General features: G+C 65.0%; 21 protein-coding genes. 10 read left to right on the plus strand and 11 right to left on the minus strand.

All coding sequences use genetic code 11. The annotated features are described in order from the left end of the window. Positions 1 to 50 precede the first annotated feature (50 nt). Entirely contained in the window at positions 51 to 2,165 is a 2,115-nt protein-coding gene (gene pta / locus QFZ40_RS03080; RefSeq protein ID WP_306902782.1) for a phosphate acetyltransferase, read from the plus strand. A 94-nt stretch (positions 2,166 to 2,259) separates the two neighbouring features. On the opposite strand, the gene QFZ40_RS03085 is transcribed toward pta, so the two are convergent. Continuing rightward, positions 2,260 to 2,583 carry a hypothetical protein gene (locus tag QFZ40_RS03085; RefSeq protein WP_306902783.1) on the minus strand — a complete coding sequence of 108 codons (324 nt, stop codon included), beginning with the start codon at positions 2,581 to 2,583 and terminating at the stop codon, positions 2,260 to 2,262. Between the two features lie 138 nt (positions 2,584 to 2,721). Here QFZ40_RS03085 and QFZ40_RS03090 point away from each other — a divergent pair, with 138 nt between their 5' ends. Together QFZ40_RS03090 and QFZ40_RS03095 are read left to right on the plus strand one after the other, a co-directional pair. Beyond that, positions 2,722 to 3,888 (plus strand): acetate kinase, encoded by a 1,167-nt coding sequence (locus QFZ40_RS03090; RefSeq protein ID WP_306902784.1) that lies wholly within the window; start codon positions 2,722 to 2,724, stop codon positions 3,886 to 3,888. Between the two features lie 6 nt (positions 3,889 to 3,894). Beyond that, positions 3,895 to 4,446: a GNAT family N-acetyltransferase gene (locus QFZ40_RS03095; protein ID WP_306902785.1), complete on the plus strand. Its 552-nt coding sequence runs from the start codon at positions 3,895 to 3,897 to the stop codon at positions 4,444 to 4,446. 57 nt (positions 4,447 to 4,503) lie between these two features. Here the strand turns inward: QFZ40_RS03095 and QFZ40_RS03100 are convergent, their stop codons facing one another. The 5 genes from QFZ40_RS03100 to QFZ40_RS03120 form a co-directional block, all read right to left on the minus strand. Beyond that, positions 4,504 to 6,960, minus strand: a complete 2,457-nt coding sequence (locus tag QFZ40_RS03100; protein WP_306902786.1) for a hypothetical protein — start codon at positions 6,958 to 6,960, stop codon at positions 4,504 to 4,506. Between the two features lie 6 nt (positions 6,961 to 6,966). Continuing rightward, complete coding sequence (locus QFZ40_RS03105; protein WP_306906804.1) at positions 6,967 to 7,638, minus strand: peptidoglycan-binding protein; 672 nt, start codon at positions 7,636 to 7,638, stop codon at positions 6,967 to 6,969. Positions 7,639 to 7,865: 227 nt separating this feature from the next. Continuing rightward, the gene (locus QFZ40_RS03110) at positions 7,866 to 8,918 is read right to left on the minus strand and encodes an ABC transporter substrate-binding protein (protein WP_306902787.1); all 1,053 of its coding nucleotides are present in this window, start codon (positions 8,916 to 8,918) and stop codon (positions 7,866 to 7,868) included. Positions 8,919 to 8,992: 74 nt separating this feature from the next. Further along, positions 8,993 to 9,877 (minus strand): ABC transporter permease, encoded by an 885-nt coding sequence (locus QFZ40_RS03115; protein ID WP_306902788.1) that lies wholly within the window; start codon positions 9,875 to 9,877, stop codon positions 8,993 to 8,995. After that, positions 9,874 to 10,683: an ABC transporter ATP-binding protein gene (locus QFZ40_RS03120; RefSeq protein WP_306902789.1), complete on the minus strand. Its 810-nt coding sequence runs from the start codon at positions 10,681 to 10,683 to the stop codon at positions 9,874 to 9,876. The genes QFZ40_RS03115 and QFZ40_RS03120 overlap by 4 nt, the downstream gene beginning before the upstream one ends. Positions 10,684 to 10,939: 256 nt before the next feature. Here QFZ40_RS03120 and QFZ40_RS03125 point away from each other — a divergent pair, with 256 nt between their 5' ends. The 3 genes from QFZ40_RS03125 to QFZ40_RS03135 all read left to right on the plus strand — a co-directional run bounded on the left by QFZ40_RS03125 (position 10,940) and on the right by QFZ40_RS03135 (position 13,870). Then, entirely contained in the window at positions 10,940 to 12,580 is a 1,641-nt protein-coding gene (locus QFZ40_RS03125; protein ID WP_306902790.1) for an ATP-binding protein, read from the plus strand. Next, entirely contained in the window at positions 12,577 to 13,260 is a 684-nt protein-coding gene (locus tag QFZ40_RS03130; RefSeq protein ID WP_306902791.1) for a response regulator transcription factor, read from the plus strand. The genes QFZ40_RS03125 and QFZ40_RS03130 overlap by 4 nt, the downstream gene beginning before the upstream one ends. A 142-nt stretch (positions 13,261 to 13,402) precedes the next feature. Next, positions 13,403 to 13,870: an SRPBCC family protein gene (locus QFZ40_RS03135; RefSeq protein WP_306902792.1), complete on the plus strand. Its 468-nt coding sequence runs from the start codon at positions 13,403 to 13,405 to the stop codon at positions 13,868 to 13,870. 32 nt (positions 13,871 to 13,902) lie between these two features. Here QFZ40_RS03135 and QFZ40_RS03140 read toward each other — a convergent pair whose 3' ends face one another. Both QFZ40_RS03140 and QFZ40_RS03145 read right to left on the minus strand, forming a co-directional pair. After that, positions 13,903 to 16,146, minus strand: a complete 2,244-nt coding sequence (locus tag QFZ40_RS03140; RefSeq protein ID WP_306902793.1) for a S9 family peptidase — start codon at positions 16,144 to 16,146, stop codon at positions 13,903 to 13,905. A gap of 512 nt (positions 16,147 to 16,658) precedes the next feature. Next, positions 16,659 to 17,075 (minus strand): CBS domain-containing protein, encoded by a 417-nt coding sequence (locus QFZ40_RS03145; protein ID WP_306902794.1) that lies wholly within the window; start codon positions 17,073 to 17,075, stop codon positions 16,659 to 16,661. 305 nt (positions 17,076 to 17,380) lie between these two features. Between QFZ40_RS03145 and QFZ40_RS03150 the strand changes: the two genes are divergently transcribed. Next, entirely contained in the window at positions 17,381 to 17,803 is a 423-nt protein-coding gene (locus QFZ40_RS03150) for an Hsp20/alpha crystallin family protein (RefSeq protein WP_306902795.1), read from the plus strand. Positions 17,804 to 18,062: 259 nt separating this feature from the next. Here the strand turns inward: QFZ40_RS03150 and QFZ40_RS03155 are convergent, their stop codons facing one another. Both QFZ40_RS03155 and QFZ40_RS03160 read right to left on the minus strand, forming a co-directional pair. Then, on the minus strand, positions 18,063 to 19,010 hold the full coding sequence (locus QFZ40_RS03155) for an NAD(P)H-hydrate dehydratase (protein ID WP_306902796.1): 948 nt from the start codon (positions 19,008 to 19,010) through the stop codon (positions 18,063 to 18,065). Further along, positions 18,994 to 19,755: a histidine phosphatase family protein gene (locus QFZ40_RS03160; RefSeq protein WP_306902797.1), complete on the minus strand. Its 762-nt coding sequence runs from the start codon at positions 19,753 to 19,755 to the stop codon at positions 18,994 to 18,996. Before QFZ40_RS03160 ends, QFZ40_RS03155 begins: the two co-directional genes overlap by 17 nt. A 260-nt stretch (positions 19,756 to 20,015) precedes the next feature. On the opposite strand from QFZ40_RS03160, the gene QFZ40_RS03165 reads away from it, so the two are divergent. The 3 genes from QFZ40_RS03165 to QFZ40_RS03175 all read left to right on the plus strand — a co-directional run bounded on the left by QFZ40_RS03165 (position 20,016) and on the right by QFZ40_RS03175 (position 21,792). Next, positions 20,016 to 20,450 (plus strand): hypothetical protein, encoded by a 435-nt coding sequence (locus tag QFZ40_RS03165; RefSeq protein WP_306902798.1) that lies wholly within the window; start codon positions 20,016 to 20,018, stop codon positions 20,448 to 20,450. A gap of 45 nt (positions 20,451 to 20,495) precedes the next feature. Then, positions 20,496 to 20,894 carry a hypothetical protein gene (locus QFZ40_RS03170; RefSeq protein WP_306902799.1) on the plus strand — a complete coding sequence of 133 codons (399 nt, stop codon included), beginning with the start codon at positions 20,496 to 20,498 and terminating at the stop codon, positions 20,892 to 20,894. Between the two features lie 88 nt (positions 20,895 to 20,982). Continuing rightward, complete coding sequence (locus tag QFZ40_RS03175; protein WP_306902800.1) at positions 20,983 to 21,792, plus strand: SDR family oxidoreductase; 810 nt, start codon at positions 20,983 to 20,985, stop codon at positions 21,790 to 21,792. 34 nt (positions 21,793 to 21,826) lie between these two features. Here QFZ40_RS03175 and QFZ40_RS03180 read toward each other — a convergent pair whose 3' ends face one another. Beyond that, positions 21,827 to 22,957, minus strand: coding sequence for an LCP family protein (locus tag QFZ40_RS03180; RefSeq protein WP_306902801.1), 1,131 nt, complete (start codon positions 22,955 to 22,957; stop codon positions 21,827 to 21,829). Positions 22,958 to 22,969 lie beyond the last annotated feature (12 nt).

The raw sequence follows: 22,969 nt of genomic DNA on the forward strand, positions 1-22,969 counted from the left end.
GGAAGTGACAGGATGGGGAGACCGGCACCAAGCACAGCAAAGGGCGGACCATGGCTAAAGGCATTTACGTCAGCGCAACCACCCCGGGCTCAGGCAAATCGCTTGTGGCACTGGGCCTGGCAGACACCCTGCACCGGCATGCCGACCGAATCGGCTTCTTCAAGCCCGTGGTGCTCGGCCCCGACGTGGCCGATGACCCCATGGTGGCGCTCATGAAAGCACGCTTCGCGCTCGACGACGGCCGCTGCCGTGCCGGCCTGACCTTCGCCGAGGTGCGCTCATTGCTCGCTGAAGGAAAGCGGGCCGAGATTGATGCCCGGTGCGTGGAGATCTTTGCCGAGATGGGCCGGCTCTGCGACGTCGTGATCGTGGAGGGGACTGACCTCACCGGCCAGGACGCCGCCGTCGAGTTTGACCTCAACGCCCGGCTGGCCAACAACCTGGCCGCCCCTGTTGTGGCAGTGGTAAGCGCGAAGGGGCGTACCGTTGCCGAGGCAGCGGCCGCCGTCGAAGTGGCCCGCAAGGAACTGGCCGCGGAGAAGTGCGCGCTGCTGGCGATCATGGTGAACCGCGCCGACCCCGCCGATGTGGAGGCTATCGCGGCGGAGGTGAAACCGGGTGCCTCCGGCCGGCCCGTCTACGTACTGCCGGAGCTGGAGGAGATTGCCCGGCCCACCACGGGGGAGGTAGCCAATGCCCTTGGCGTGCGCCAGATCGCCGGACGCGCGGACATGGAACGTGACGTGCGGGACATCAAGGTGGCCGCCATGAATGTGGGCAACTTCCTGCATGTGTTGAACGAGGGGGCCCTGGTGATTGTCCCGGGGGACCGTGCGGACGTGATGGTGGCATGCCTGGCGTCGTCGTTCTCCCCCGAATTCCCGGTGCCGTCGGCGCTGATCCTGACCGGCGGCCTGGCGCCTGACGCCAACATTTATCCGCTCCTGGCGCAGGCACCTTTTCCTGTGTTCGCCTCCAGCGAGGACACCTACACCACTGCACGCAAGGTCTCCGAGGTGCGGAGCGAGATCTGGTCCGGGCACCGGCGCAAGGTGGCATCAGCGCTCGGCCTGTGGTCCAGGCGCGTGGACGAGGCCGAACTCGTGGAGCGCCTGCACCTGCCGCGGGCTGAGCGCATGACGCCCCTGAGGTTCCTGCATGATCTCATCGAACGTGCGCGGTCCCAGCGCCGACACGTGGTGCTGCCTGAAGGCACCGACGTCCGGATCCTCAGGGCGGCCGAGATTCTGCAGCGCCGCGATGTCTGCGACCTCACCCTCCTGGGCCACGAGTCGGAGGTCCGCGAAGCCGCTGCGGCCCGGGGCATCGACCTGTCCGGGATCAACATCGTGGACCCGGCAACGTCCGGCCTGCGCCAGGCTTTCGCGGAGAAGTATGCAGAGCTGCGGGCGCATAAGGGCGTGGACCTGGCCAAGGCGCTGGAGATCATGCAGGACGGCAGCTACTTCGGCACCATGATGGTGCAGCTGGGGGTGGTGGACGGGATGGTGTCCGGCGCCGCGCACACCACCGCGCATACCATCCGTCCGGCGCTGGAGTTTGTGAAGACCCGCGACGGCGTAAAGATTGTGTCCTCGGTGTTCCTCATGCTGATGCCGGACCGGGTGCTCGTGTACGGCGACTGTGCAGTGAACCCTGACCCGAATGCTGAGCAGCTGGCGGACATTGCCCTGGCCTCGGCGGAAACGGCGATTCAGTTCGGCGTGGAACCGCGGGTGGCCATGTTGTCCTATTCAACCGGCGGGTCCGGCTCGGGGGAGGCCGTGGACAAAGTGCGGCAGGCCACCGAACTCGTCCGCCGGCTCCGGCCCGATCTCGCCGTCGAAGGCCCCATCCAGTACGACGCCGCCGTGGACGCTTCCATTGCCCGATCCAAAATGCCCGGTTCGACTGTCGCCGGGCAGGCGACGGTATTCATCTTCCCGGACCTGAACACCGGCAACAACACCTACAAGGCAGTGCAGCAGAGCTCCGGAGCCGTCGCCGTCGGACCTGTGCTGCAGGGGCTGAGGAAGCCTGTCAACGATCTCTCCCGCGGCTGCACGGTGGAGGACATCGTGAACACCGTGGCCATCACGGCCATCCAGGCGCAGGCGCCGGTACCGACTCAAGCGGTGACGACGGCCCGGGCCCCAGCTCTCTAGATCCGCCCTCGCACACCGCAACGCGGGGTCACTCCGCGCCCAATCCGGGGCCAGCATTGGGCGCGGAGTGACCCCGCGTTGGGTTGTGGAGTGGTCAGCTGTTGTCCGGCTTGGCCAGGCTCTCCGGGTCCTCCTGCTTGGCCGGCTCATCGGAGAGGCCCTGCGGGGTCAGATCCAGGTCTTCGGTGTTCTCCGGTGCCTGCGGGGCTTCGCCGGTTTCCTCGGCTTTCATGTGGCCGGTGTCGTCCAGCGCGGGGTTGGCACCCTCCACCACGGTGGGATCCTTGGCGCCGGACTTGGTGCCGGCCCCCGACCCGGTGCCGGCGTCAGTGTCCGCCTTCGCGTTGAGGGGCGCCGTGCTGCTGGATCCGGTGTTGGTGGGGTCGTTCTCGTCGATCGAAGCGGGCTCGTTCGTCATGTGAATGTCCTCTCGGGCGTGGTCCAGCCTGTCTGCCGACTCTAGGCACAGCCGGCTCCCTTCCGCAAGGAAAGTCCCTGCCCGCCGCGGCGCATATAGTGGGGTTTGAACCGCAGCAGCAAGGCTTAGGAGGCCCCCATGCTTGTGCTCGTCATCAATTCCGGATCGTCCTCGCTCAAGTACCAGGTGCGTGATGTCGCCGCAGGCAGTGTGCTGACCGAGGGCTTGATCGAAAAGATCGGCATGGGCAACGGCGGTGACGGGGATGGCGAGATTGAAGGCCCGCGGGACCACGCGGAGGCGCTGGAACAGGTGGATGCAGCCATCCACGCGGAACTCGGGGACCTTGAACTGGCGGCGGTGGGGCACCGCGTCGTGCATGGCGGCGAGCGGTTTGCCGAGCCGGTCCTGATCGACAATGAAATCACCCGCGCCATCGAGCGGCTTAACCCGCTGGCGCCGCTGCACAACCCCGCAAATGTCCTGGGTATCCGGGCCATCACCAGGAAGTGGCCGGAGCTGCCGCAGGTGGCAGTCTTCGACACCGCCTTCCACCGCACGCTGCCCGAGCACGCCTGGCGCTACGCCGTGCCGGATGAGCTCTACACCAGCTACGGGATCCGCCGCTACGGCTTCCACGGCACCTCGCACGAATACGTGACACACCGCGCAGCCGCGCTGCTGGGCCTTTCGCTGGAAGCGTTCGACGGCGTGATCGCCCACCTCGGGAACGGCGCCTCCATCACGGCCGTTCGGGGCGGCCACTCCGTGGACACGTCCATGGGCTTCACTCCGCTGGAGGGCCTCGTGATGGGCACCCGCTCCGGCGACCTGGACCCGTCCATCCTGGTGTTCCTGGGCCGGGCCGGCTGGACCCCTGAGGACATCGACTCCATGCTCAACCGCGAATCCGGCCTGAAGGGGCTGGCCGGCAACAACGACATGCGCTCGGTAGTGGAAGCCGCCGAGGCCGGAGACGCCAAAGCCTCGCTGGCGCTCGCCGTGGCCTCCTACCGGCTGGCGAAGTACATCGGCGGGTACCACGTGGCCGTCGGCGGGGCCAAGGCACTGGTCTTCACCGCGGGCATTGGCGAGAACTCCTCCCAGTTCCGCACCATGGTCGCGGACCGGCTGGGAGCGCTGGGCATAGAGGTCGACGCCGGCCTGAACAGTGAGCGGTCGGCGGAACCCAGGGTTATTTCCACCCCGGACTCCCGCATTCCCGTCCTGGTGGTGCCCACCGACGAAGAGCAGGCCATCGCGGAGGCAACAGCCGCCGTCGTCCATTCATCGGTTGCTCCCTAGCGGACCATGCCTGAAATACGACTGCCCATCAGCACCAAACGGCTGATCCTGCGCCGCTTTGAAGGCCGCGACCTGGACGCCTTCCACGCCTACCATTCCCTTCCGGAGACGGCCCGTTTCCTGCCCGGACCGCCGAAGAGCTACACCCAGTCCATGGAACGCGTGGGCAAATACGCCAACTTTGTCTATGAAAAGGAAGGCGACTGGGTTTGCCTTGCCATCGAAGCCAAGGACTCGCCGGAGCTGCTGGGCGAGGTGGTGCTGAAGTGGCTCCCGGGCCTCGGACAGGGCGAGCTGGGCTGGTCCCTGGCTCCCGGGGCACGGGGCCAGGGCTATGCCACCGAGGCCGCAGAGGCCGTGCTGGATCTGGGGTTCGGGGAACTCGGGCTGCACCGGATCGAGGCGAGGCTCGATGCCCTCAATGCCGGTTCCGCCGCGCTATGTGAACGGCTGACCATGCGGCTGGAAGCCCGCCTGGTGGACAAGTGGCATTACAAGGGCCAGTGGGCCACCGAACTGGTCTACGCCATCCTCGACATGGAGTGGCGCTGCCGGTAACCCTCGGGCTGGCCCGCTGAGCAAAGGCTCCTCACCCAACGGCCCGAGACTCCCAGATCAGCTGGGCGCAACGCTCGGCTGGGGCTCCACAGCCGGTACCGTTTCAACCCCTCCGGTCCCGGCCGTCCCCGTCGGAACGGCACCTGAGGTCACGGCACCTGTTGGGGCGGCGCCTGTGGGAGCCGGCGACGGCGGCGGGGCGCCTTGGGTTGCCTGGACCGTGGCAGGGGTGGTGGCGGTCCCGGTACCTGCCGGACCAGGTGCCGGGCCAGTGGAACCGGGGGAGGGCGTCGAAGCCGGTCCTTCAGTTGACGGCGTTGCCCCGCTGGAGCCGGTTCCTCCCGTCTGTGACGTGCTCGGGTCCGCCCGGATGATGGCGGCAATCCGGTCCTTGTATTCGGACAGCTTCGATTGGATCTCGGAGAGGGGCATGTTCTGGATGTTCTGGCCGTAGTCGGCGATCTCGTCCCAGAGCGCCTCCAGCCTGGCCATGCCGCCATCGCTGAGCGGGCCGTCCAGGGTGAGGACAAGTTGGCTGGCAAGCGCATACGTGAGGCAGTCGAGGCAGTTGTAGTTTGCCGCTGCGGACAGGTTCTCCGGCACCACGACGTCCGCCTGGCCGACAATCAGCACTACCTGGAATCCCACGGCCACCGCCGCGCAGCCCTGGCAGCTGGCAAAGGCATACGCCTCGTTCCTGGTGTCGACAGGCTCCCCCTCCTCGGCCCACACGAGCGCGAAGGCCACGTCATAGACAACGGAACCGTCCGTCGTATTCACTGCCAGGGCCTGGTTGCCGTCCGGCTTGGGGGCGCCAGGCCTGTTGAAGGGAAACACCCAGGACGGCGCCGTCGCACTGGAATCGGACGGGCCGGAACCGGTGGCGCCGGCCGGGACGGCAGCGGCACTATCCCTTGGCACCAGAAGCATGCTGAGCCGCGGGCTCTCCCTGGTCGGCATCTCGGTGCCGGCCGGCCACAATGCCACTGTGTCGCCGGACTGGCCTTCCTGCAACGTGGATCCGGTCCGCGGGAAAACAGAGGCAGAGGCATCCGCGAGGGTCCCGCGTTCGTAAGGCTGGACCGGACGGTACGTCCCGCCGTCGGGCCACCATGCCCAGCCGAGGCTTGCCAGCAGCGCCGCAACGACTGCCATCGCCGCGGCACGCTGCAGCCCCTTGCCGCGGGTCTTCTGCCACATGCCGATAGTGAGTTGCCGCAGGAGACGGATGACCATGTAGGCCACGCCCGCCATGGGAAGGGCGACGGCGGCGATCGCCAGGACACGTACGGCCACACCCGCCAGATCACCGGCGGAGAGGCTTCCGGCGAGTGCGGCCTGCTGCTTGACCACGCTGGCCCAGGCCGTGCCCAGCAGCCGCGGCAGGGAAATGACCATCATGGCCATGCTGAGCAGCAGCAGCGGCACTGTGACAAGGACCCACAACGTCACGACGGCGCGTGCCCACGGCTTGAGGGCGTTCGCCTCGGGATCGCGCCAGCGCCACGGCAGCATTCCCCGGAGGGTGGGCCGGATGCGCTGGAAGAGGTCCGGGACGCCTGTTGCGTCGGCCAGGATATGGTAGCCGTCATACCGGAGCAGGGGCAGCAGCTGACGGAGCATCTGCAGGATCTGGGTGACCACCACCAGGAGCAGGGCGTCAAGACCCGTGGCCCACCAAACGCCCGTGATCGCCACCGCCACGACGGCGTTGAAATACAGGCCGCCCAGATCGGTCCGGAGCCGGCCGATGCGGCCCAGGCGGTAGGAATCGGTGACGTCGGTATAGAAAGCCGGCCAGATCAGGTAGAGTCCTGCGCCCATCGCCCCTGGCGTCGCGCCGCCTTTCCTCGCTGCGGCCGCGTGCCCGAACTCGTGGAAGCCCGCGGACACGAGTGTGACCGCGAAGACCAGCAGCACCAGGGCGGGGTTGGCGAAGGCCTCATGGGTGGCCGAGCCCAGTCCTTTCACCATCAGAACCCACCAGCAGGCAGCCAGGAACGCCGCCGTTACCGCCACCACTATCAGCGGGTTGAAGAGCACAGCGAACGGCGCGGTGATCCGGCTGGTATGTTCCGGATCCGTCACGGTGTACCGGAACCGCATCCCCAGGAGCGGGTCGGCCTTCTTCACCTCCGGCTGAGACCCGTCGGACCGCCGGACCAGGCCCATGGGAAGCAGCCGGGAACTGATCAGCCTGCGGACATTGTCCGCGCTGACCACCCTGCCGGAACCGGCGCTGGCGTAATCGGCGATCTCCTCCACGTCCCGGGTTCCGTCCGCGGCTTCCAGCATCAGGTAGAGCAGCGGGGTCAGCTGGAGCGTCTGGCCGTCGGCGCGGCGGACCAGCGACGGCGGTTCGCGGTAGCCCGAACCCCGGGACCGGCCGATGAGCTGGACGCCGTCTGCCCGCATCGGCACCTGGTTCGAACCAGCGACGACTGCAGGGACGCCTGCAGGAGAGAACGACGGCGGGTCCGCCTGAGGGCGCGGCCCGCCGTGCGCGGTGGTCATCCGGGCTTACTGTTCGAGATCGGACTGCTGGTCGGCCGAGGCTGTGGCTCCGCCCTCGATGTGCTGCGAAAGGATGGCGTCCTGGTCTGCCACCGCGTAGGACTGGCTGTCTATGGAGCCGATGTTGGCCGCCACGGCCGCGTCGATCGGGGCAGCCACGTTGGCATTGGCGGCCACCGCGCCGTTGATCGGGGCAGCGATGTCAGCGTCGGCGGCGAGGTCAACGTTGACATTAAGGAGGTCTCCGTCAAGTGCCGCGGCAGGATCGACCGGCAGCGCACCGACGTCGGGCGTTGTAGCGCCAGGCAACGTACTGTCCGTGGTTCCTGCGGCGGGTTCAGTGCCGCCGACAGCGTCGTTGCCCTGGCCGATCGTGCTGTCCTGGACGGAGTCGGCGGACGCGTCCGCCACGATGCCCTGGTCGATCATGACGCCCTGATCCGCCAGCGCCTGGGACTCGGAACCGAAGGACAGGATGTTGGCCGAGGCCGCAGCATCAATGGGTGCTGCCACGTTCGCATTGGCTGCAACCGCCAGGTCGATGGGGGCCGCGGCATCAATGCCGAGGTCCAGATCCGCGTTCAGGTCCAGAACGGATGCCACTTCCTTGTCCGGCAATGCTGTGGCCTGCTCTGCTTCGAGTTCGTCGTCAGTCAATGGATTCTGTTCGTGTTCCATGTTCGCGCAACCTCCAGTCCGGCGCGGGTCGGCCTGCCCCCAGCGGGCAGGCCAGCGCCAGACAATAGTAAGCATGATTAGCTTTTTTGTGTATCACCGGTGCTTCGAACAGCACTTGATGCCGGCTCAGTAGATTCGGACCGGATATCTTCAACACCAACTGATGCACAACAAGACGGCGGCCACGTCTGTAGACATGACCGCCGCCTTGCTGTGTGGCCGGAGGATTACTTCGCGGCGTGGACGAATTCGTTGGTAAACGTCTTCGCTAGGTCGATGGTCTTGCCCTTGACGTCGGCGTTGGTCTGCAGGACGTCGTTGACAATCTTGGGGCCGTCGTCCGGCATGAGGCCGGTGGGGCTGTAGATGCCCTTTTCTGAGTCCAGCGCCTTGATATAGGCGTCCTTCCCCACGCCGGCGTAGTAGTCGGCGGGAACTTTGTCAGTGATTTCGGCAGCGGTGTGGTCCTGGATGTATTTGAGCGTCTTCACGTAGACGTTGGCCAGTTTCTGGACAATATCCTTGTGTGCGTCGACATAGGCGGTTGTCATGTACAGCGAGGATGCGGGGTAGGCGCCTCCGAACGTCTGGTTCGCACCGTCAAGGGTCCGTGAGTCGTAGAGGATGAAGGCCTTGTTGGTGCTGACCAGCTGCGAGACGGTCGGTTCGGTAGTCATGGCACAGTCAATGTTCTTATGGTCCATGGCCGCGATGAGGGTTGCCCCGGACTGAACGCCGATGCGGTGCGTATCCGTGGGTGCGACGCCGTTCTTCTGGCCGATGTACTGGGTCAGGTAGTCGGTGGATGATCCGAGGTCGGTGATCCCCAGGTTGCGTCCCTTCCAATCGGCCGCGGACTTGATCTGGTCCTTGAGATCGGTCCGGCAGAGCTCGACTTCTCCGGGTACCTGGAGCATGGTCACTACTGCCTCCGTTGACTTTCCTTTGGCCTGCAGGACCTGGTTGTGGTCATAGAACCCGCCCACGCCGTCGACCTGTCCGGAAATCATGTTGGTCTCCGCATCCACACCCGCCGGTTCGTCCGAAAGCTGGACATTCAGGCCGGCGTCCTTGTAGTAGCCCAGCTGGTCGGCCAGCTTGAAGGGTAGGTAGATCTGCTTGTTCAGGCCGCCCACCATGATCTTCACTTGCTGTCCGCTGGCATCCCCTGCCTGCTGGGGTGCCTGTCCTGCTGTGCTGGCTGTGTTCGCGCAGGCGGTCATCCCCGCCACCAGGGCTATCGCCATGCCTGCTCCGGCGATCACTTTTTTCGTAAACATTGTTCTCCTCTTTGAGATGATGGTGCCCCGGGCACTCTGGTGGCCGGTGGCGGTGAGGCTGGTTTGTTCGGCGGTCACGCTTCGGCTGCTGAGCTGTGCTGCGGCGGCCGCCAGCGCAGCAGCCTGTTTTCCAGCTTGGTTATCAGCCACTCGGCGATGAGCGCGACGCCGGCCATGATGATCATGGCCGCCCAGATGCCGTTCTGGTTGAGGTTTCCCTGCGCCTGCCGGATCAGGTTGCCGAGGCCCTCCTGGGACCCCAGGAACTCCCCGACGATGGCACCGATCAGCGCGAAGCCGAAGGCCACATGGAGGCTGGCAATGATCCAGGAGAAGGCAGAGGGGATGACCACCTGGCGGGTGACCTGCCATTTGCTGGCGCCGAGGATCTCCGCATTGGCGATGAAGTTCTTGTCCACTTCCCTGGTTCCCTGGAAGGCGTTGAAGAACACTCCGAAGAACACCAGGACGATGACCAGCATGACTTTGGACATCAGGCCCAGGCCAAACATGACCACGAAGGAGGATCCGAGCACGATGCGGGGAACCGCGTTGATGACCTTGAGGAAGGGGCCGATGACTTCGGACAGGAACTGGATCCGGCCCATGGCGACGCCGAAGACGATGCCGAGGGCGGTACCGATGAAGAAGCCGATGAGGGCTTCCTCTATGGTCACCGTGATTTGCTGGCCCAGTGAGCCGTTGTCGGTCCCCTGCGTGACCCAGATGTAGAGCTGGCTCACGATGAGGCTCGGCTGGCCGTACAGCAGAGCATCGAGCACTCCGCCGCGGACCAGCAGTTCCCAGCTGCCCAGCAGCACGACGACGATGCCAAGCTGGACTGCCAGAACCTTCAGCCTGCGTTGGTTGAGGGATTTCCTTCGCCCCTCGGACCGTGCTTGGGCGGACGGGAGCTGTTCCTTGGCGGAGACGTTGTTTTCCAGGCTGGCGGTGGTCATTCTGCTTCCTTTCCGTCCGGGGCGACGCTCCGGGTCGTCTGGGCGTAGGCGATGTCCACTTCCTCCCGGAGGGCTTCCCAGATGTTCTGGTAGATCTCGTTGAATTTCTTGTCGAACCGGATTTCCTGCACGACCCTCGGCCGGGGAAGGTCAATGGTGAAGGTCGCCTTGATTGAGGCGGCCGGACCGGCGGTCAGGACCACGACCTTGTCTGCGAGGGCAATGGCTTCCTCGAGGTCGTGGGTCACGAACACCACAGCTGGTTTGCTTTGCTCCCACAGGTTCAGCAGTTCGGTGCTCATCTTGGCCCTCGTCTGAACGTCCAGCGCGCTGAACGGTTCATCCATCAGCAGCAGCTCGGGCTCGTTGATCAGGTTCTGGGCCAGCGCCACGCGTTTGCGCATCCCGCCGGATAGCTGGTGCGGAAAGTTGCTTTCAAATCCCGCCAGACCGACTCTCCGGATCCAGTCGCGGGCATCGCGGTAGGCCGTGGCCTTGGCCACGCCACGGTACCTGGGACCTGCGGCAACGTTTTCCAGGACGGACTGCCAGGGCAGGATCGCGTCGGTCTGGAACATGAAGCCGGCCTTGGGGGTGATGCCCTGTACTTCTTTGCCGAAGACACGCACGGAGCCCTCGGATGCCTTTTCCATGCCCGCAGCCAGGGTCAGGGCAGTTGATTTGCCGCAGCCTGTCGGTCCGACGATGGCGCAGAACTCTCCGCGCTCCACCCGCAGGTCAAGATTTTTCAGGGCCGTGTAGCTGGACCCGTCGGGGGTCCTGAATCTCTTCGTAGCTGCTGTCATTTCGATAGCCGCGGACGTAGCTGCCGCCCGGCCATTCGTTCGTGATTCGGACACCGTCGTCACTCGAATCCTCTCCTCAGTTATCTGGCTTGGGTGAAGTGGATCACCTAAGCTGTGTTGAGCCTAGAAAGAGATGGCAGGTGCTGAAACACTTCTGTAAGTTCTGCAAAATAGCCGCAATGTTGCAGGTTTTGTGCGTTTTGTTCAAGTACCCGACGGCGGATGCCCTTCACCTCGGCCATCCCGGCCGCGTTCTGTGAGATTGCCCCGGATCGGGGACCTGCTCTCTGCCCGGAGGCGGACCCGGACCCTGACCGCGCAGATACTGGTCTGGATCCTGTCGATCCTGGTGCTCACGGTGACCACGGGCGCTATCCTCTTCACTCTGATCAGTAACCAGACACTGGACCGTCAGTACCAGTTGCGAGCGCTGGGGATTGCCGTCACAGTTGCCCAGATGCCTGAGGTGGTTCAAGCCCTGGAATCAGGGGACCCCGGACACTCGATCCAGGCCCTAGCCATGCGTGTCCAGACCGAGGCCCGGCCCGATTACGTGGTGGTTGCCGACAGGAACGGTATCCGCTACTCCCACCCGAACCCCGAGCTGATCGGACGGACCCTGGAAGAGCCGGTGGCAGTGCTGGACGGCCAGAACCACGTAGGAACCGACCAAGGCAGCCTGGGGGCATCCGTAAACGCCAAAGCGCCGATCCGCGCGGCAGATGGCACCGTGATCGGCCAGGTGTCGGTAGGCATCCTGGAAACCGTCGAGTACACGGAGGTGGCGCAGCAGATTTGGGTCATCGCAGGATATTCGCTGGTGGTGCTGCTCATCAGCGCCTCCGGGTCACTCGTGCTGGGCCGCCGCATCAAGAGGGTGACTTTCGATCTCGAACCGGCCGAAATCGCCTCCTTGCTGCAGGAACGCGAAGCCCTGCTGCACGGCATCCGCGAAGCAATGGTCGGCGTCGATGACGACGGACGCGTGACAGTGATCAATGAGGAGGCACGCCGCCTGCTTCGCCTTGAAGGACGCAGCGTCCTAGGTGAGCCCCTGGAGGACCTCCTTCCCGCCGGACGGCTCAGGGATCTCCTCACCGGTCATGTTGACGGCGCCGATGAGGTGGTCATTACCGACGACGCGCTCCTGGTGGTCAACCGTATGCCCGTCAACCTCGCCGGCAGAAGCATCGGCGCCGTGGTGACCATGCGGGACCGCACTGAGGTTGAGGCGCTGGTGCGGGATCTGAGCTCCCTCCGGGGCCTGACGGAAGCGTTGAGGGCGCAGGAACACGAGTATGCCAACCGGCTTCATGTCGTGGACGGACTCCTGGAGATGGGTGACGTGAACCAGGCGCGGAGCTTTGTCTCCAGGATTTCCGACACGTCGCGCTCCCTTGGTGAGGGACTCCGCGGCCGGGTTGAACCTCCGGAACTTGCCGCCCTGCTGCTGGCCAAGATCACTGTTGCCGCCGAACAGGACGTGCTGATCACGGTGACGGAGGACTCGCGCCTGGACCAGACCTCGGCCAGCTCCCAGTCCCTGCTGACCATCGTTGGCAACCTCCTGGACAACGCCGTCGACGCGCTGTCGAACACTCCCGGTCCGCGGGTGGTGACGATCCAGTTCGATGATGCGGACGGTGTCTTCATCGCCGTGCGCGACAACGGACCGGGCGTTCCTTCCCACAGCATCGAAAAAGTCCTGGTTGATGGCTATTCCACCAAGGAAGCACTGCCCGGCATGAGGCGGGGGATTGGACTGGCGCTCGTGAGCCGGATTGTCCGGCGAGCGGAGGGAACCCTGGATATTTTTCCCGGCCCCGGCGGACATTTCGAAGTCTGGCTCCCGGCCGACCCGCACGCTATTTACCTGAACGATGAGGACGCTTCATGATCAGAACCCTGGTAGTCGATGATGATTTCCGGGTGGCCGCCATCCACGCCGCGCGGTTGGGCAGGGTTGATGGTTTCGAATGCGTCGGTGAGGTGTACACCGCCGCTGCCGCACGTGAGGCCATCGACCGTCTGGCCCCGGAATTGCTCCTGTTGGACGTCCATCTTCCGGACGAGGACGGGATTTCACTCCTGCGTTCCCTGCAGGCTGCGGGCAGCCAGGTTGATTGCATCATCATTACCGCTGCGCGGGACCTTGCCACCGTCCGCTCGGCGATGAGCAGCGGAGCCGTCTACTACCTGGTCAAGCCCTTCAGTTTCGACCAGTTGCGCATCCAGCTTGAGGCCTACCGACGCTGGCGGGACGAACTGGCGTCATCTGCCCGCGGTGACCAGGCCACCGTTGACAGCCTTTACAACCTGCGGCGTGCCGTCGTCCAACCACCAGCCGGCCCGACACCCCGGCTGCAGCCCACCATGCAGAAGGTTTTTGACGCTGTGCGGTCGTCGCCAAAACCGGTGGGCGCGGCGGACATCGCCGAGAAGCTGGGAGTGAGCCGCCCGACGGCGCAGCGCTACCTGGGAGCCCTTGAACGCAAGGGACTGATAGACCTCGATCTTGCCTACGGGACCACCGGGCGCCCCATCAACTCGTATACCGCCAAACCGGGAGCCCTGTAGCCCACCGCTGTCACGGCCAGACAGTCGCTCTGCCTGAAGGCTCCGGAGACCGTTGACGGCCCGCGGCGCCGGGGCCAAACTGGCGCTGTGCCCAGGTACCGGCAGAGCCGCTCCGGCGCCGGGCGTTTCTAAGGAGAACCCGATGCCCACGGTAGAAGAGAGTATTTTCATTGCCCGTCCTCCACAGGAGGTCTTCAATTTCCTGGCAAAGAGCGAGAACATCCCCGTCTGGGATTCCTCTGCTCTGCATGTCGAAACGGTCGGGGACGATCCCGTCGGACTGGGCACGCGCGCCCAGGGCACCAGCAAGGTAGTCGGACGGAAATTCGACTGGACCACCGAGGTGACAGAATTCGATCCTCCCCGTCGCTTCACGTCAAAGTCCGTGGAGGGACAGCTGGACTTCACGGTTACCAACACCCTGGAACCCGAAGGCGACGGTACGCGCCTGACCTTCAGGATCGATGCTGCATCCGGGCTGGGCGGGGTGTTCGGAAAGCTCGCTGACCGTTTCGTGGAGAGCGCCCAGGCCCGTACTGTCCGCGCCAACCTTGAGACGCTATCCGAGTTGCTGACTGAGCACCCTGAGCTCGGCAGCGAGGAAGGCTAGCGCGAGGCTCAGAGCAAGGAAGCTTCCGCGCCCTACTTCAGTCCGGCTCCGGGAAGCAGCTCCCTCGCGCCCAGCGAATCTGCGATGAATGCGTAGTCCCAGGCACGCTCGCGCCACTGCACATACCGTCCGGAGGCGCCGCCGTGGCCGCCTTCCATCTCGATCTTCATGACGACTGGCTGGTCCCCGGTGGTCTTGTTACGCAGCTCCTGGACCCATTTGGCAGGCTCTACATACAGGACCCGGGTGTCGTTGAACGACGTGACAGCGGCGATCTTCGGGTAGGCCACCTCCTGCACGTTTTCGTAGGGCGAATATGACTTCATGTAGGCGTACACCTGGGGATCCGTGATGGGGTTGCCCCACTCCTCCCATTCCAGGGCGGAGAGCGGCAGGTCAGGGTCCAGGATGCTGGTGAGGGGGTCCACGAACGGTACCTGGGCCACGACTGCGGCGTACTTTTCCGGGGCGAGATTCGCCACGGCGCCCATGAGGAGCCCGCCGGCGGAGCCGCCCAGCGCCGCAATCCGGGACGGGTCCACCCATCCCGAGTCCGCCAGCCAGTCGGTGGCGGCTATGAAGTCGGTGAAAGTGTTGTGCTTGGCTAGCTTCTTGCCGTCCTCGTACCAGTGCCTGCCGAGCTCACCGCCGCCGCGGATGTGGGCGATCACGAATACTACGCCCCGGTCCAGCAGCGACAGCCGCGCAATTCCAAATCCTGGATCCATGCTCAGCTCGTAGGAGCCGTAGCCGTAAACCAGCCCGGCCGCCGTCGAATCCTGCTTGACGGCCTTGTGCCGCAGCACCGACAGCGGGATCCTGGTGCCGTCCGCGGCGTCGGCCCACTCCCGGGTTGCCACGTAATCGTCCGCCGAGTAGCCGCCCAGTACCGGGCTCTCCTTGCGAAGCAGCAGTTCCCCGGCGGGCTTTTCCGGCGTGGGCAGCACAAAGTCGTACACGCGCGACGGCGTGAAGTAGGAAGTGTAGCCGAGCCTGATCACGGGAGCCTCGAAGTCTGAGCCGCCCACCCCGGCGGTATAGAGCTCCTCGTCGAAAGCCGGCTCGACGGGGGCCTGCTGCCCGGAGGTGCCCAGGCCCTCGAGGCCAAGCACCTGCACCCGCTCGATGGTGTCCTTACGGACGGACACGATGAGGTGCGTGGACGTGACACCGGCGCCGTTGACCCGGACGTCGTCGGAATGCTCGACGACGGTGTCCCAGTGCTGCTCCGCCAGCGGCTTGCTGAGCTGGGCGGGGTCCGCCAGGGAGACCATGGAGTTGATGGCGCCCCGGTTGTGCGTCAGGAGGATCCGCTCGGATTTTTCGCCGTCGGGGCCGGCCAGCAGGAAGGGCTCCGCTTCATACAGGACGCGTTCATTTCGTGAAATGACCGTAGTCAGGGCGGCGGTGGGATCATCGAAGCGCAGCAGGCGGGTTTCGCTGTATTCGGAGCAGCCGATGCCCAGCACGAGGTAACGCCTGTCCGCGGAGAGCTCGAAACCCAGCCACATGGCGGCGTCGTCCTCCTGGTAAATCACCTCATCGTCGGTGACCGGAGTGCCCAGGACATGGGACTTGACCTGGTACGGCCGCCAGGAATCATCCACCACCGTGTAGAAGATCCGGCTGCCGTCGGGCGAGAAGGAGATGCCGTAGAAGATGTTCTCAATGACATCCGGCAACGGTTCGCCGGTCCTGAGGTCCTTGATGTGGAGGGTGAAGCGTTCGTCGCCGGAGTTGTCCACGGCGTACGCGTACAGATTCCCGTCCACAGTGACTGCTGAGCCCCCGATGGAGAAGAAGGGCTTACCCTCGGCCTCGATGTTGCCGTCCAGCAGGACTTCCTCGCCCGGAATTTCGACGCCGGCCTCCACCGCCGGGGGAGTCCAGTCGGCCACCGGATCGCCGGTGCTTGAGGCCTTGACGCGGCACTGGATGCCGTACTCCTTGCCTTCCACCGAGCGGCTGAAGTACCACCAGTCGTCCTTGCGGTTCGGAACGGACAGGTCTGTCTCCTGGGTCCGGCCCTTGATTTCCTGGAATATGGCCTCGCGCAGCGGTTCCTGGTGTGCCGTGACTGCTTCCTGGTAGGCGTTCTCGGCCTTGAGGTGCTCCACCACTTCCGGGGAATCCTTCTCCCGCAGCCACTCGTAGTTGTCCACGAAAGTGTCGCCGTGATGCGTGCGCTCCGTCGGGACCTTCTTGGCTACCGGCGGCCGGGCTGAAGCAGTCGTGGCGGAGTTGCTGGCGGAATCCTGCAGCGGAGTCTGGGTCATGCCTTCAATATATAGAGCCCCGCCGACAAAGGGAGCCGCGTTCGCTACCGGGGTAGCCCACCCCAAACCCTCTCTCACATCCTGCGGCTTTTCCCGGGACCCTTCCTCAGGTCCCAACGCTGGGGGAGGCTGCGAAAGGTGAGGAAGCATGCCAAGCCGCAGCCTAGTTGGGACATGCCGGTAGGCGTATCCTGATCACGCGAGAGAACATCCGCCCAGCGTGAGAGGTAAATTCAATGACCATTCCGCCAGTGCACGAACCCGAGCCGTTTCCGCCCGAGCCCGGACCGGACCCCATGTCTCCTGATCCCACGTCGCCCGGACATCCGGGCCCGGCCAGACCCAGCCCGGTGCCCACACCTGAACCCCCAGGGCCCCTGCCGGTTCCCGACCCAGGTCCGACGCCCCTGCGACCTGACCCCACCAGGAGCTGAAGCCACAAAGCCGGCCCCGCCGCTGGGCGGGGCCGGCTTTCCGCTGGGCCGAGGACACTGTGCCACGGTTCAAGGACGTCAGTACGAAATAAACTCCACCAGTTCACCCACACGGTCTTCGGGGTAGTTGCGGGCGATGTCGGCCTGGCTGACCACGCCCACCAGGTCATGGCCATCGATCACCGGAAGCCGGCGTACTTGGTGGTCCTGCATGGTGCGGATGGCTTCTTCGATGGTGTCGTCGGCGCCGATGGTCACGGGCTTGCCCTCTGCGAACTGGCCGGCAGTGGCCGTGCGGGGGTCGCCGCCCGTAGCAAGGCACTTCACCACGATGTCGCGGTCCGTAATCATCCCTTTCAGCCTGTTGTCTTCTCCGCAGATCGGCAGAGAGCCGACGTCGAGGTCTTTCATTTTCCGGGCGGCCTGCTCCAGCGTTTCGTTCTCGCCGATGCATTCGACGCTGCCGGTCATGATGTCACGTGCCGTGGTGGACATTTCACTTCTCCCAACCATCGAGGCGGCGCCCTCGGTGCCGCCTTGCTTCCTTGAATTTGGCTGATTCCGATGTGCGCCAGCCGGGGATCCGCGGCGCCCAGAGCCCGCTCGCTTTCCCACTGTGCCGACACAATAATTATGCTAAGCAGGCTTAGTATCTGAAAAGACCGGATCAAAAAACCATCCAATTCGGCCCGCCAAACCCCTTGCGTGACACCTCCGTCGGTGCTAGAAAATCTATATCAGCCAACATAGATCGGCTGAGAAGGAAATGTGTTGGACCGTCTCTTACGAGGAGGGAAGCCATGTTGATGCGAACCGATCCGTTCCGCGAGCTGGACAGGCTGGCCCAGCAAGTCCTCGGCACGGCAGCGCGTCCGGCAGCGATGCCCATGGACGCGTGGCGGGAGGACCAGGAATTCGTAGTCGCCTTTGATCTGCCAGGCGTCGCAGCGGATTCAGTGGATCTGAATGTGGAACGGGATGTCTTGACGGTACGGGCCGAGCGGCCTGAACCGGCAGGCAAGGACACTGAGCTGATCATTTCCGAGCGCCCATACGGCGTTTTTAGCCGCCAGGTGATCCTCGGAGACAGCCTGGATACCGATAAGGTCAAAGCAACGTACGACGGCGGTGTCCTGACACTGCGGATTCCAGTCGCCGAGCAGGCCAAGCCGCGCAAGATCGAGATTGAAACCAAGGAGGCGCATCACGAGATTGCCGCCTAGTTTCAGCACAGGACCGGGAGGTCCGGACATAATGTTGACTGCCTCTTTGGGGCGAATAGCCATTCTGTGCACGCCACAGCGCCAGACAGCGCATCGGCAGTAGGAGTCCGTTCCTCCCTTAAGGCAGCCCCCGGCATTCGCCGGGGGCTGCCCCATGTGTGCGCGCCATCCCTGGCCAACCAACGCGGAGTCACTTACGGCCCATCCTGACCACCCGCATGGGCCGTAAGTGACCCCGCGTTGCTTTTTGGGAAGGGGGTCAGGTGTCGAGTTCCATCATGAGGGCAGGCAGTTCATCCGCGAGTTCGCGGGCCAGAAAGCCGAGGGGCCCCAGCCTGCTGGCCAGCCGGTCCGCCGCGGCCGCGTGCAGGTGCGAGCCCCAACAGGCCGCCTGTGCTGCCGTGGCTCCACGGGCGCTGAGCCCGGCGATGGCTCCGGCCAGGATGTCGCCGCTGCCTGATGTGCCGAGGCCGCCGTAACCCGTGCCGATTTCCCAGAGTTCGGAGTCCTCGGGTGCATCATCGCCCGAGGGCCGGGCAATGAAGCCCTGACAGCTCACCACTGCCTGGTACTTGTCCGCGATCACGGCGACGTCGGACTCCAGGGCATCGACCTCGCGGCCCAGCAGGATGCCGGCCTCCGTGGGGTTCGGAGTCAGGATCAGCCGGCCGCGCCAGGGGCGCAGCTCGTCCTCGATCCTGGGCAGGCACCCGAGGGCGTAGGCGTCCAGGACGATCGTGGCCCCGCCTGAAGCCCCGCCGGTGGCCCCGCCGGAGGCCCGGGCCAGCAGTACCCGGAGCAGCTCCTCGGCGTGTCCCATGTCGTCCAGGCCCGGGCCAATGAGCACGACGTCGGCCGCGTCCAGGTCGGCGAAGATCCGTTCCAGCCCGGATCCGCTCACGGAGCCTTCGGTGGTCTCGGCGAGGCCGGTGACTCCAGCTTCAGGGAGGGCGACGGCGACCTGCACGGCCGCGGATTCGGCCACAGCCAGCATGAGCTTCCCAGCCCCGGCGCGCAGGGCCGCGGTGCCTGCCAGCAGGGCGGCGCCGGGAGTGCTGCGGGCTCCGCCGATCACCAGCACGGTGCCGCGCGAATACTTGTCCTCGCCGGCTGGCGGGAGCGGCCAGTTCCGCAGCAGCGACGGCGTAACGGGCACTGCCCGCGAACCGCCGGAACCAGGATTCGGCCCGTCACCGCGGCCGGACACTGGCGTCCCCCGCGTGCTCAGTCACTTCGACACCCTGTTCGCTGAGATGGTCCGCCTGATTGAAGCTCTCGAGGGTCCAGGGCCCCGCGCCTTCAGGGCGGACATAGCGGGTGATGGAGGCGTTCAGCACCGACGTGCCGGCGGCGACGTCCAGCACCTCCTGTTCGGTCATGCCTTCCAGGATGTAGCGGAACAGCAGGATCACGGCATCATGGCACACCAGCATCACGCGGTGCCCCATGCCCAGGCTGTTCAGTTCGCTCAGCACGGAGCGCAGCCGGAGCGCTACATCGGCCCACGATTCACCCCCCGGTGGCCGATAGTAGAACTTGCCCAGCCAGCGCCGTCGTTCCGCTTCTTCAGGGAAACGCTGCTGGACGCCTTGCCATGTGAGCATGTCAAGGATGCCGAGCTCACGGTCCCGCAGCCGTTCGTCGGTGCGGACGGCAAGCTGCCAGCCTGAGGTTTCAACGGCGATCTCAGCGGTCTGGCGGGCGCGGACATACGGCGAGGAGACCACCGCGTCGGGCCTTGACTCGGCCGGAAAGGAGGCAAGGGCCCTGCCCAGCGCGAGCGCCTGTTCCTGGCCGGTGGGTGACAGGATGACGTCGGCGTCCCGGGCAGGGACGTCGATCAGTTCCACCCCGGCCAGCTGAGCCTCGGAGGCGGCCACATTTCCCAGGCTCTCGCCGTGGCGGATCAGGATGAGCTCCACGGCCCCCGCTTCCCGGACCGCCTGCGTCATTCCATCGTTTCCCAAGAGATTTCACCCCGCTGCCAGGTTTCCGCAGTCCTATCCTCCAAGAACTAAGACACTACTAGCCGCGTACCCGCGGGGGGAAGAAAATAACGGCCGACGGCGGAGGGCCGCCTTGCGCAAGGGCAAGTTTCAGGTCGCGGCGGCAGGGGTTGTACGGCCCCTGAAAGGCACTTGACAGTAGGACCGGATCGTTGGCTACTTAATAAGTAGCCTTAGTAATTAACCGCTGCGAAAGGACGGACACCATGGCAGACGACAAGAGCAACCAGGCCACGGATACCCCTGAAGATCTGGGAGCCGGCCCCGAGGGCGGGAAGATCCGACGCGGGCCCGAGTCGTCCAAGTCCCTGGACTATTCGCAGGAAGTGACCTCAACCGACGATGAGCCTGAACGTGAGGGGAGGAGCCTGGCCACCACTCATCACGAAGTCATCAGGGAATGGGCCGAGGCACGGAACGGTGTCCCGGCAACTGTGGAAGGTACTGAGCACGATGACCATCTGGGGGTGCTCCGGATCGACTTTGGCGGCGATGACAAGAAGCTCCGCCACGTCAGCTGGGAGGAATGGTTCGAAACCTTCGACGCCCGCGGGCTGAACTTCATCTACCAGGAGCAGCGTAGCGACGGCCAGCAGTCCAATTTCTTCCGGCTCGAGAACCCGGGCCGGGAAGACGCCTAGCCGGTGCGGTAAAACCGCGGGCAGGCACGCCCCAAGGAGTAGGAAATGACTGTGCAGGACCTGATACCCAGCGGCTCGTTGCGGCACATGCTGTTGCCGCCGACGTTCGGGCTGCATGCCACGCAGGCGGCAGAATTTACGGTGCTTTCCGTTGAAGTCTGGACAACCGGGATCGTCATCAACATCCAGGTGGCATCAGCTAACGGCAAGTCATTGCCGGAGATTGCCGTTGAGGACCATCAGGGCACGGAGTATTCCCTGCATGGCTCCGCCACAGTGGGATCCAGGAACCTGCAGGTCTTTACCCCTACCGTGCCGCCTGGAACGAGGAGCCTGACCATCAGGTCAACCGACGGAGGCCGGCTGGTGGTGACTTTCGCCGTCCCGCCACTCCGGAAGGCTGATGCCCTGGCCCCGCAGGAAGACCTTCCAAAGGCCGGATGACCGGCACCTGCAGTCCCAGACAATCAGTCCATAACGATATTTGACCGATACTTCACCCCTGATAGTTCACGCCCGAAAGGTTCCCGGCATGCAAGACACCACAGGATTTTCGCCTGTCACAGCAATCGTCACCGGCTCGGATTCGGGCATCGGGAGGGCCACCGCGGTGGCCCTCGCCAAGTCCGGGCTGGACATCGGAATCACCTGGCACTCTGACCGGCAAGGCGCGGAAGACACCGCCGAAGAAGTGCGCAGCCTGGGCCGGAATGCTGTGGTGCGGCAACTGGACACCACCGATGTCCCCGGAGCGGCCAAGGTCATCGAGGAACTCGCCGAGGAGCTGGGAGGCGTGGACGTCTTCGTCAACAACGCGGGGACAGGCGACAACACGAAGTTCCTGGACCTCGACGTCGAAACCTGGATGGGCACCCTGGATACCAACCTCAACGGCGCATTTGCCTGCATGCAGGCGGCCGCACGCAGCATGGTCAAAACAGGCAAGGGCGGCCGCATTGTGGCGGTCACAAGCGTCCACGAATTCCAGCCTCGCGTCGGCTCGTCGGCCTACGACGCGTCAAAGCACGGTCTCGGCGGGCTCATCAAGACCATGGCCCTGGAACTCGCGGAATACGGCATCACAGCCAACAGTGTGGCGCCGGGTGAGATTGCGACGCCAATGACGGGGCAGACGGACGAGGATCCTACTGAAAAGGACCGGCCCGGTGTTCCGCTGGGCAGGCCCGGTGATGCCCGCGAGGTCGCCGCCGTCATCGCGTTCCTGGCATCTCCGGCCTCAAGCTATGTCACCGGGGCGTCGTGGGCGGTCGACGGCGGCATGCTCCAGATGGGTCCGCAGGCCGGCTCGCACATCACCGAACACCAGTGGCGGGAAGGCTGACAGTACGCCGTGGGTGTCGGCAGGCCTGCAGCTATCACAGGCCGTTGGCGGCAGCGTACTGGGCAAGCCGGCCTTCCCTGAGCGCGGCGGCGACGCCGGCGATCCTTCCATAGTCGGGCAACACCACCGATGCCCCGCCAATGGTGCCAACCCCCGCTGTCGGTAGTGTGACAAAGGTGCTGGCATTGTAGTCCAGACCGCGCATGCCGTACGCGAGGATTGCCACTGTCATGGCATCGAAGCCCTGGTCCACGGTAAGCCATGGCCCGGACAGAGCCACCAGGCTACGGACAACATTGGGGTCGTTCAAGTGTCCGCCGCTGGTCAGCTTCGCAAGCAGGGCGCGGAGGAACGTCTGTTGGTTGCGTACCCGCTGATAGTCGCCGTCAACGAACGAATAGCGTTCGCGGACAAACTCGAGCGCCGCCTGTCCGTCCAGATGATTCAGGCCCTGATTGAAGACATGGTGGGTCTCGAAGCTGGCCTGGAAGGGGATGGGGACATCCACGTCAATGCCGCCAAGCGCGTCAGTCAGGGCCCTAAAGCCGCCGAAGTCCAGCATCACGGTGTGATCTATGTGCGTGCCCATCAAGGACTCAACGGTCCGCACCGTCATTGGTATGCCGCCCACTTGGAGTCCCGTGTTGATCTTGGAAGCCCCGTACCCGGGGATGTTCACCCACAGGTCCCGCATGATGGAAACGACCTGTATGGTGCGGTGGTCCGCCGGGACGTGGACCACCATGAGGGCGTCCGAGCGGTGGTCCTGGGACTCGCCCGTGGCCAGGGTTTGGGCTGCCTGCTCGCGGGCATTACCGCGGCTGTCGCTGCCGATGATCAGGATGTTCATGTCTCCCGGCGCAAGCTCCGGGATGGGCTCCGGCGGCGGGGGAGGGGCGGGCGTCGGCTCCGGCGTCGGAGTCTCGGACGGAGTCGGAGTCGGGGTTTCGGTAGGCTGGACGGTTTGGGCGGCGGCACTCGTCGAGGTGGACGCCGGACGGTTGAAGACCAAGGCGGCCACGGCAACCCCGACCACCAGGACAAGTGTCAGGAGAGCAGCGATAAGGCGCCGTCGTCGAACGCCCGCATCCGGCCCGGGCGGGCCGGACGGTCCGGGGGCGGATGGTTCTCGGCCGGATGGTTCTGGGCCGGTCGGGGTGCTCACGGTGCCTCCATG

The sequence above is a fragment of the Arthrobacter pascens genome (genome assembly GCF_030816475.1).
Classification (GTDB): Bacteria; Actinomycetota; Actinomycetes; order Actinomycetales; family Micrococcaceae; genus Arthrobacter; species Arthrobacter pascens_B.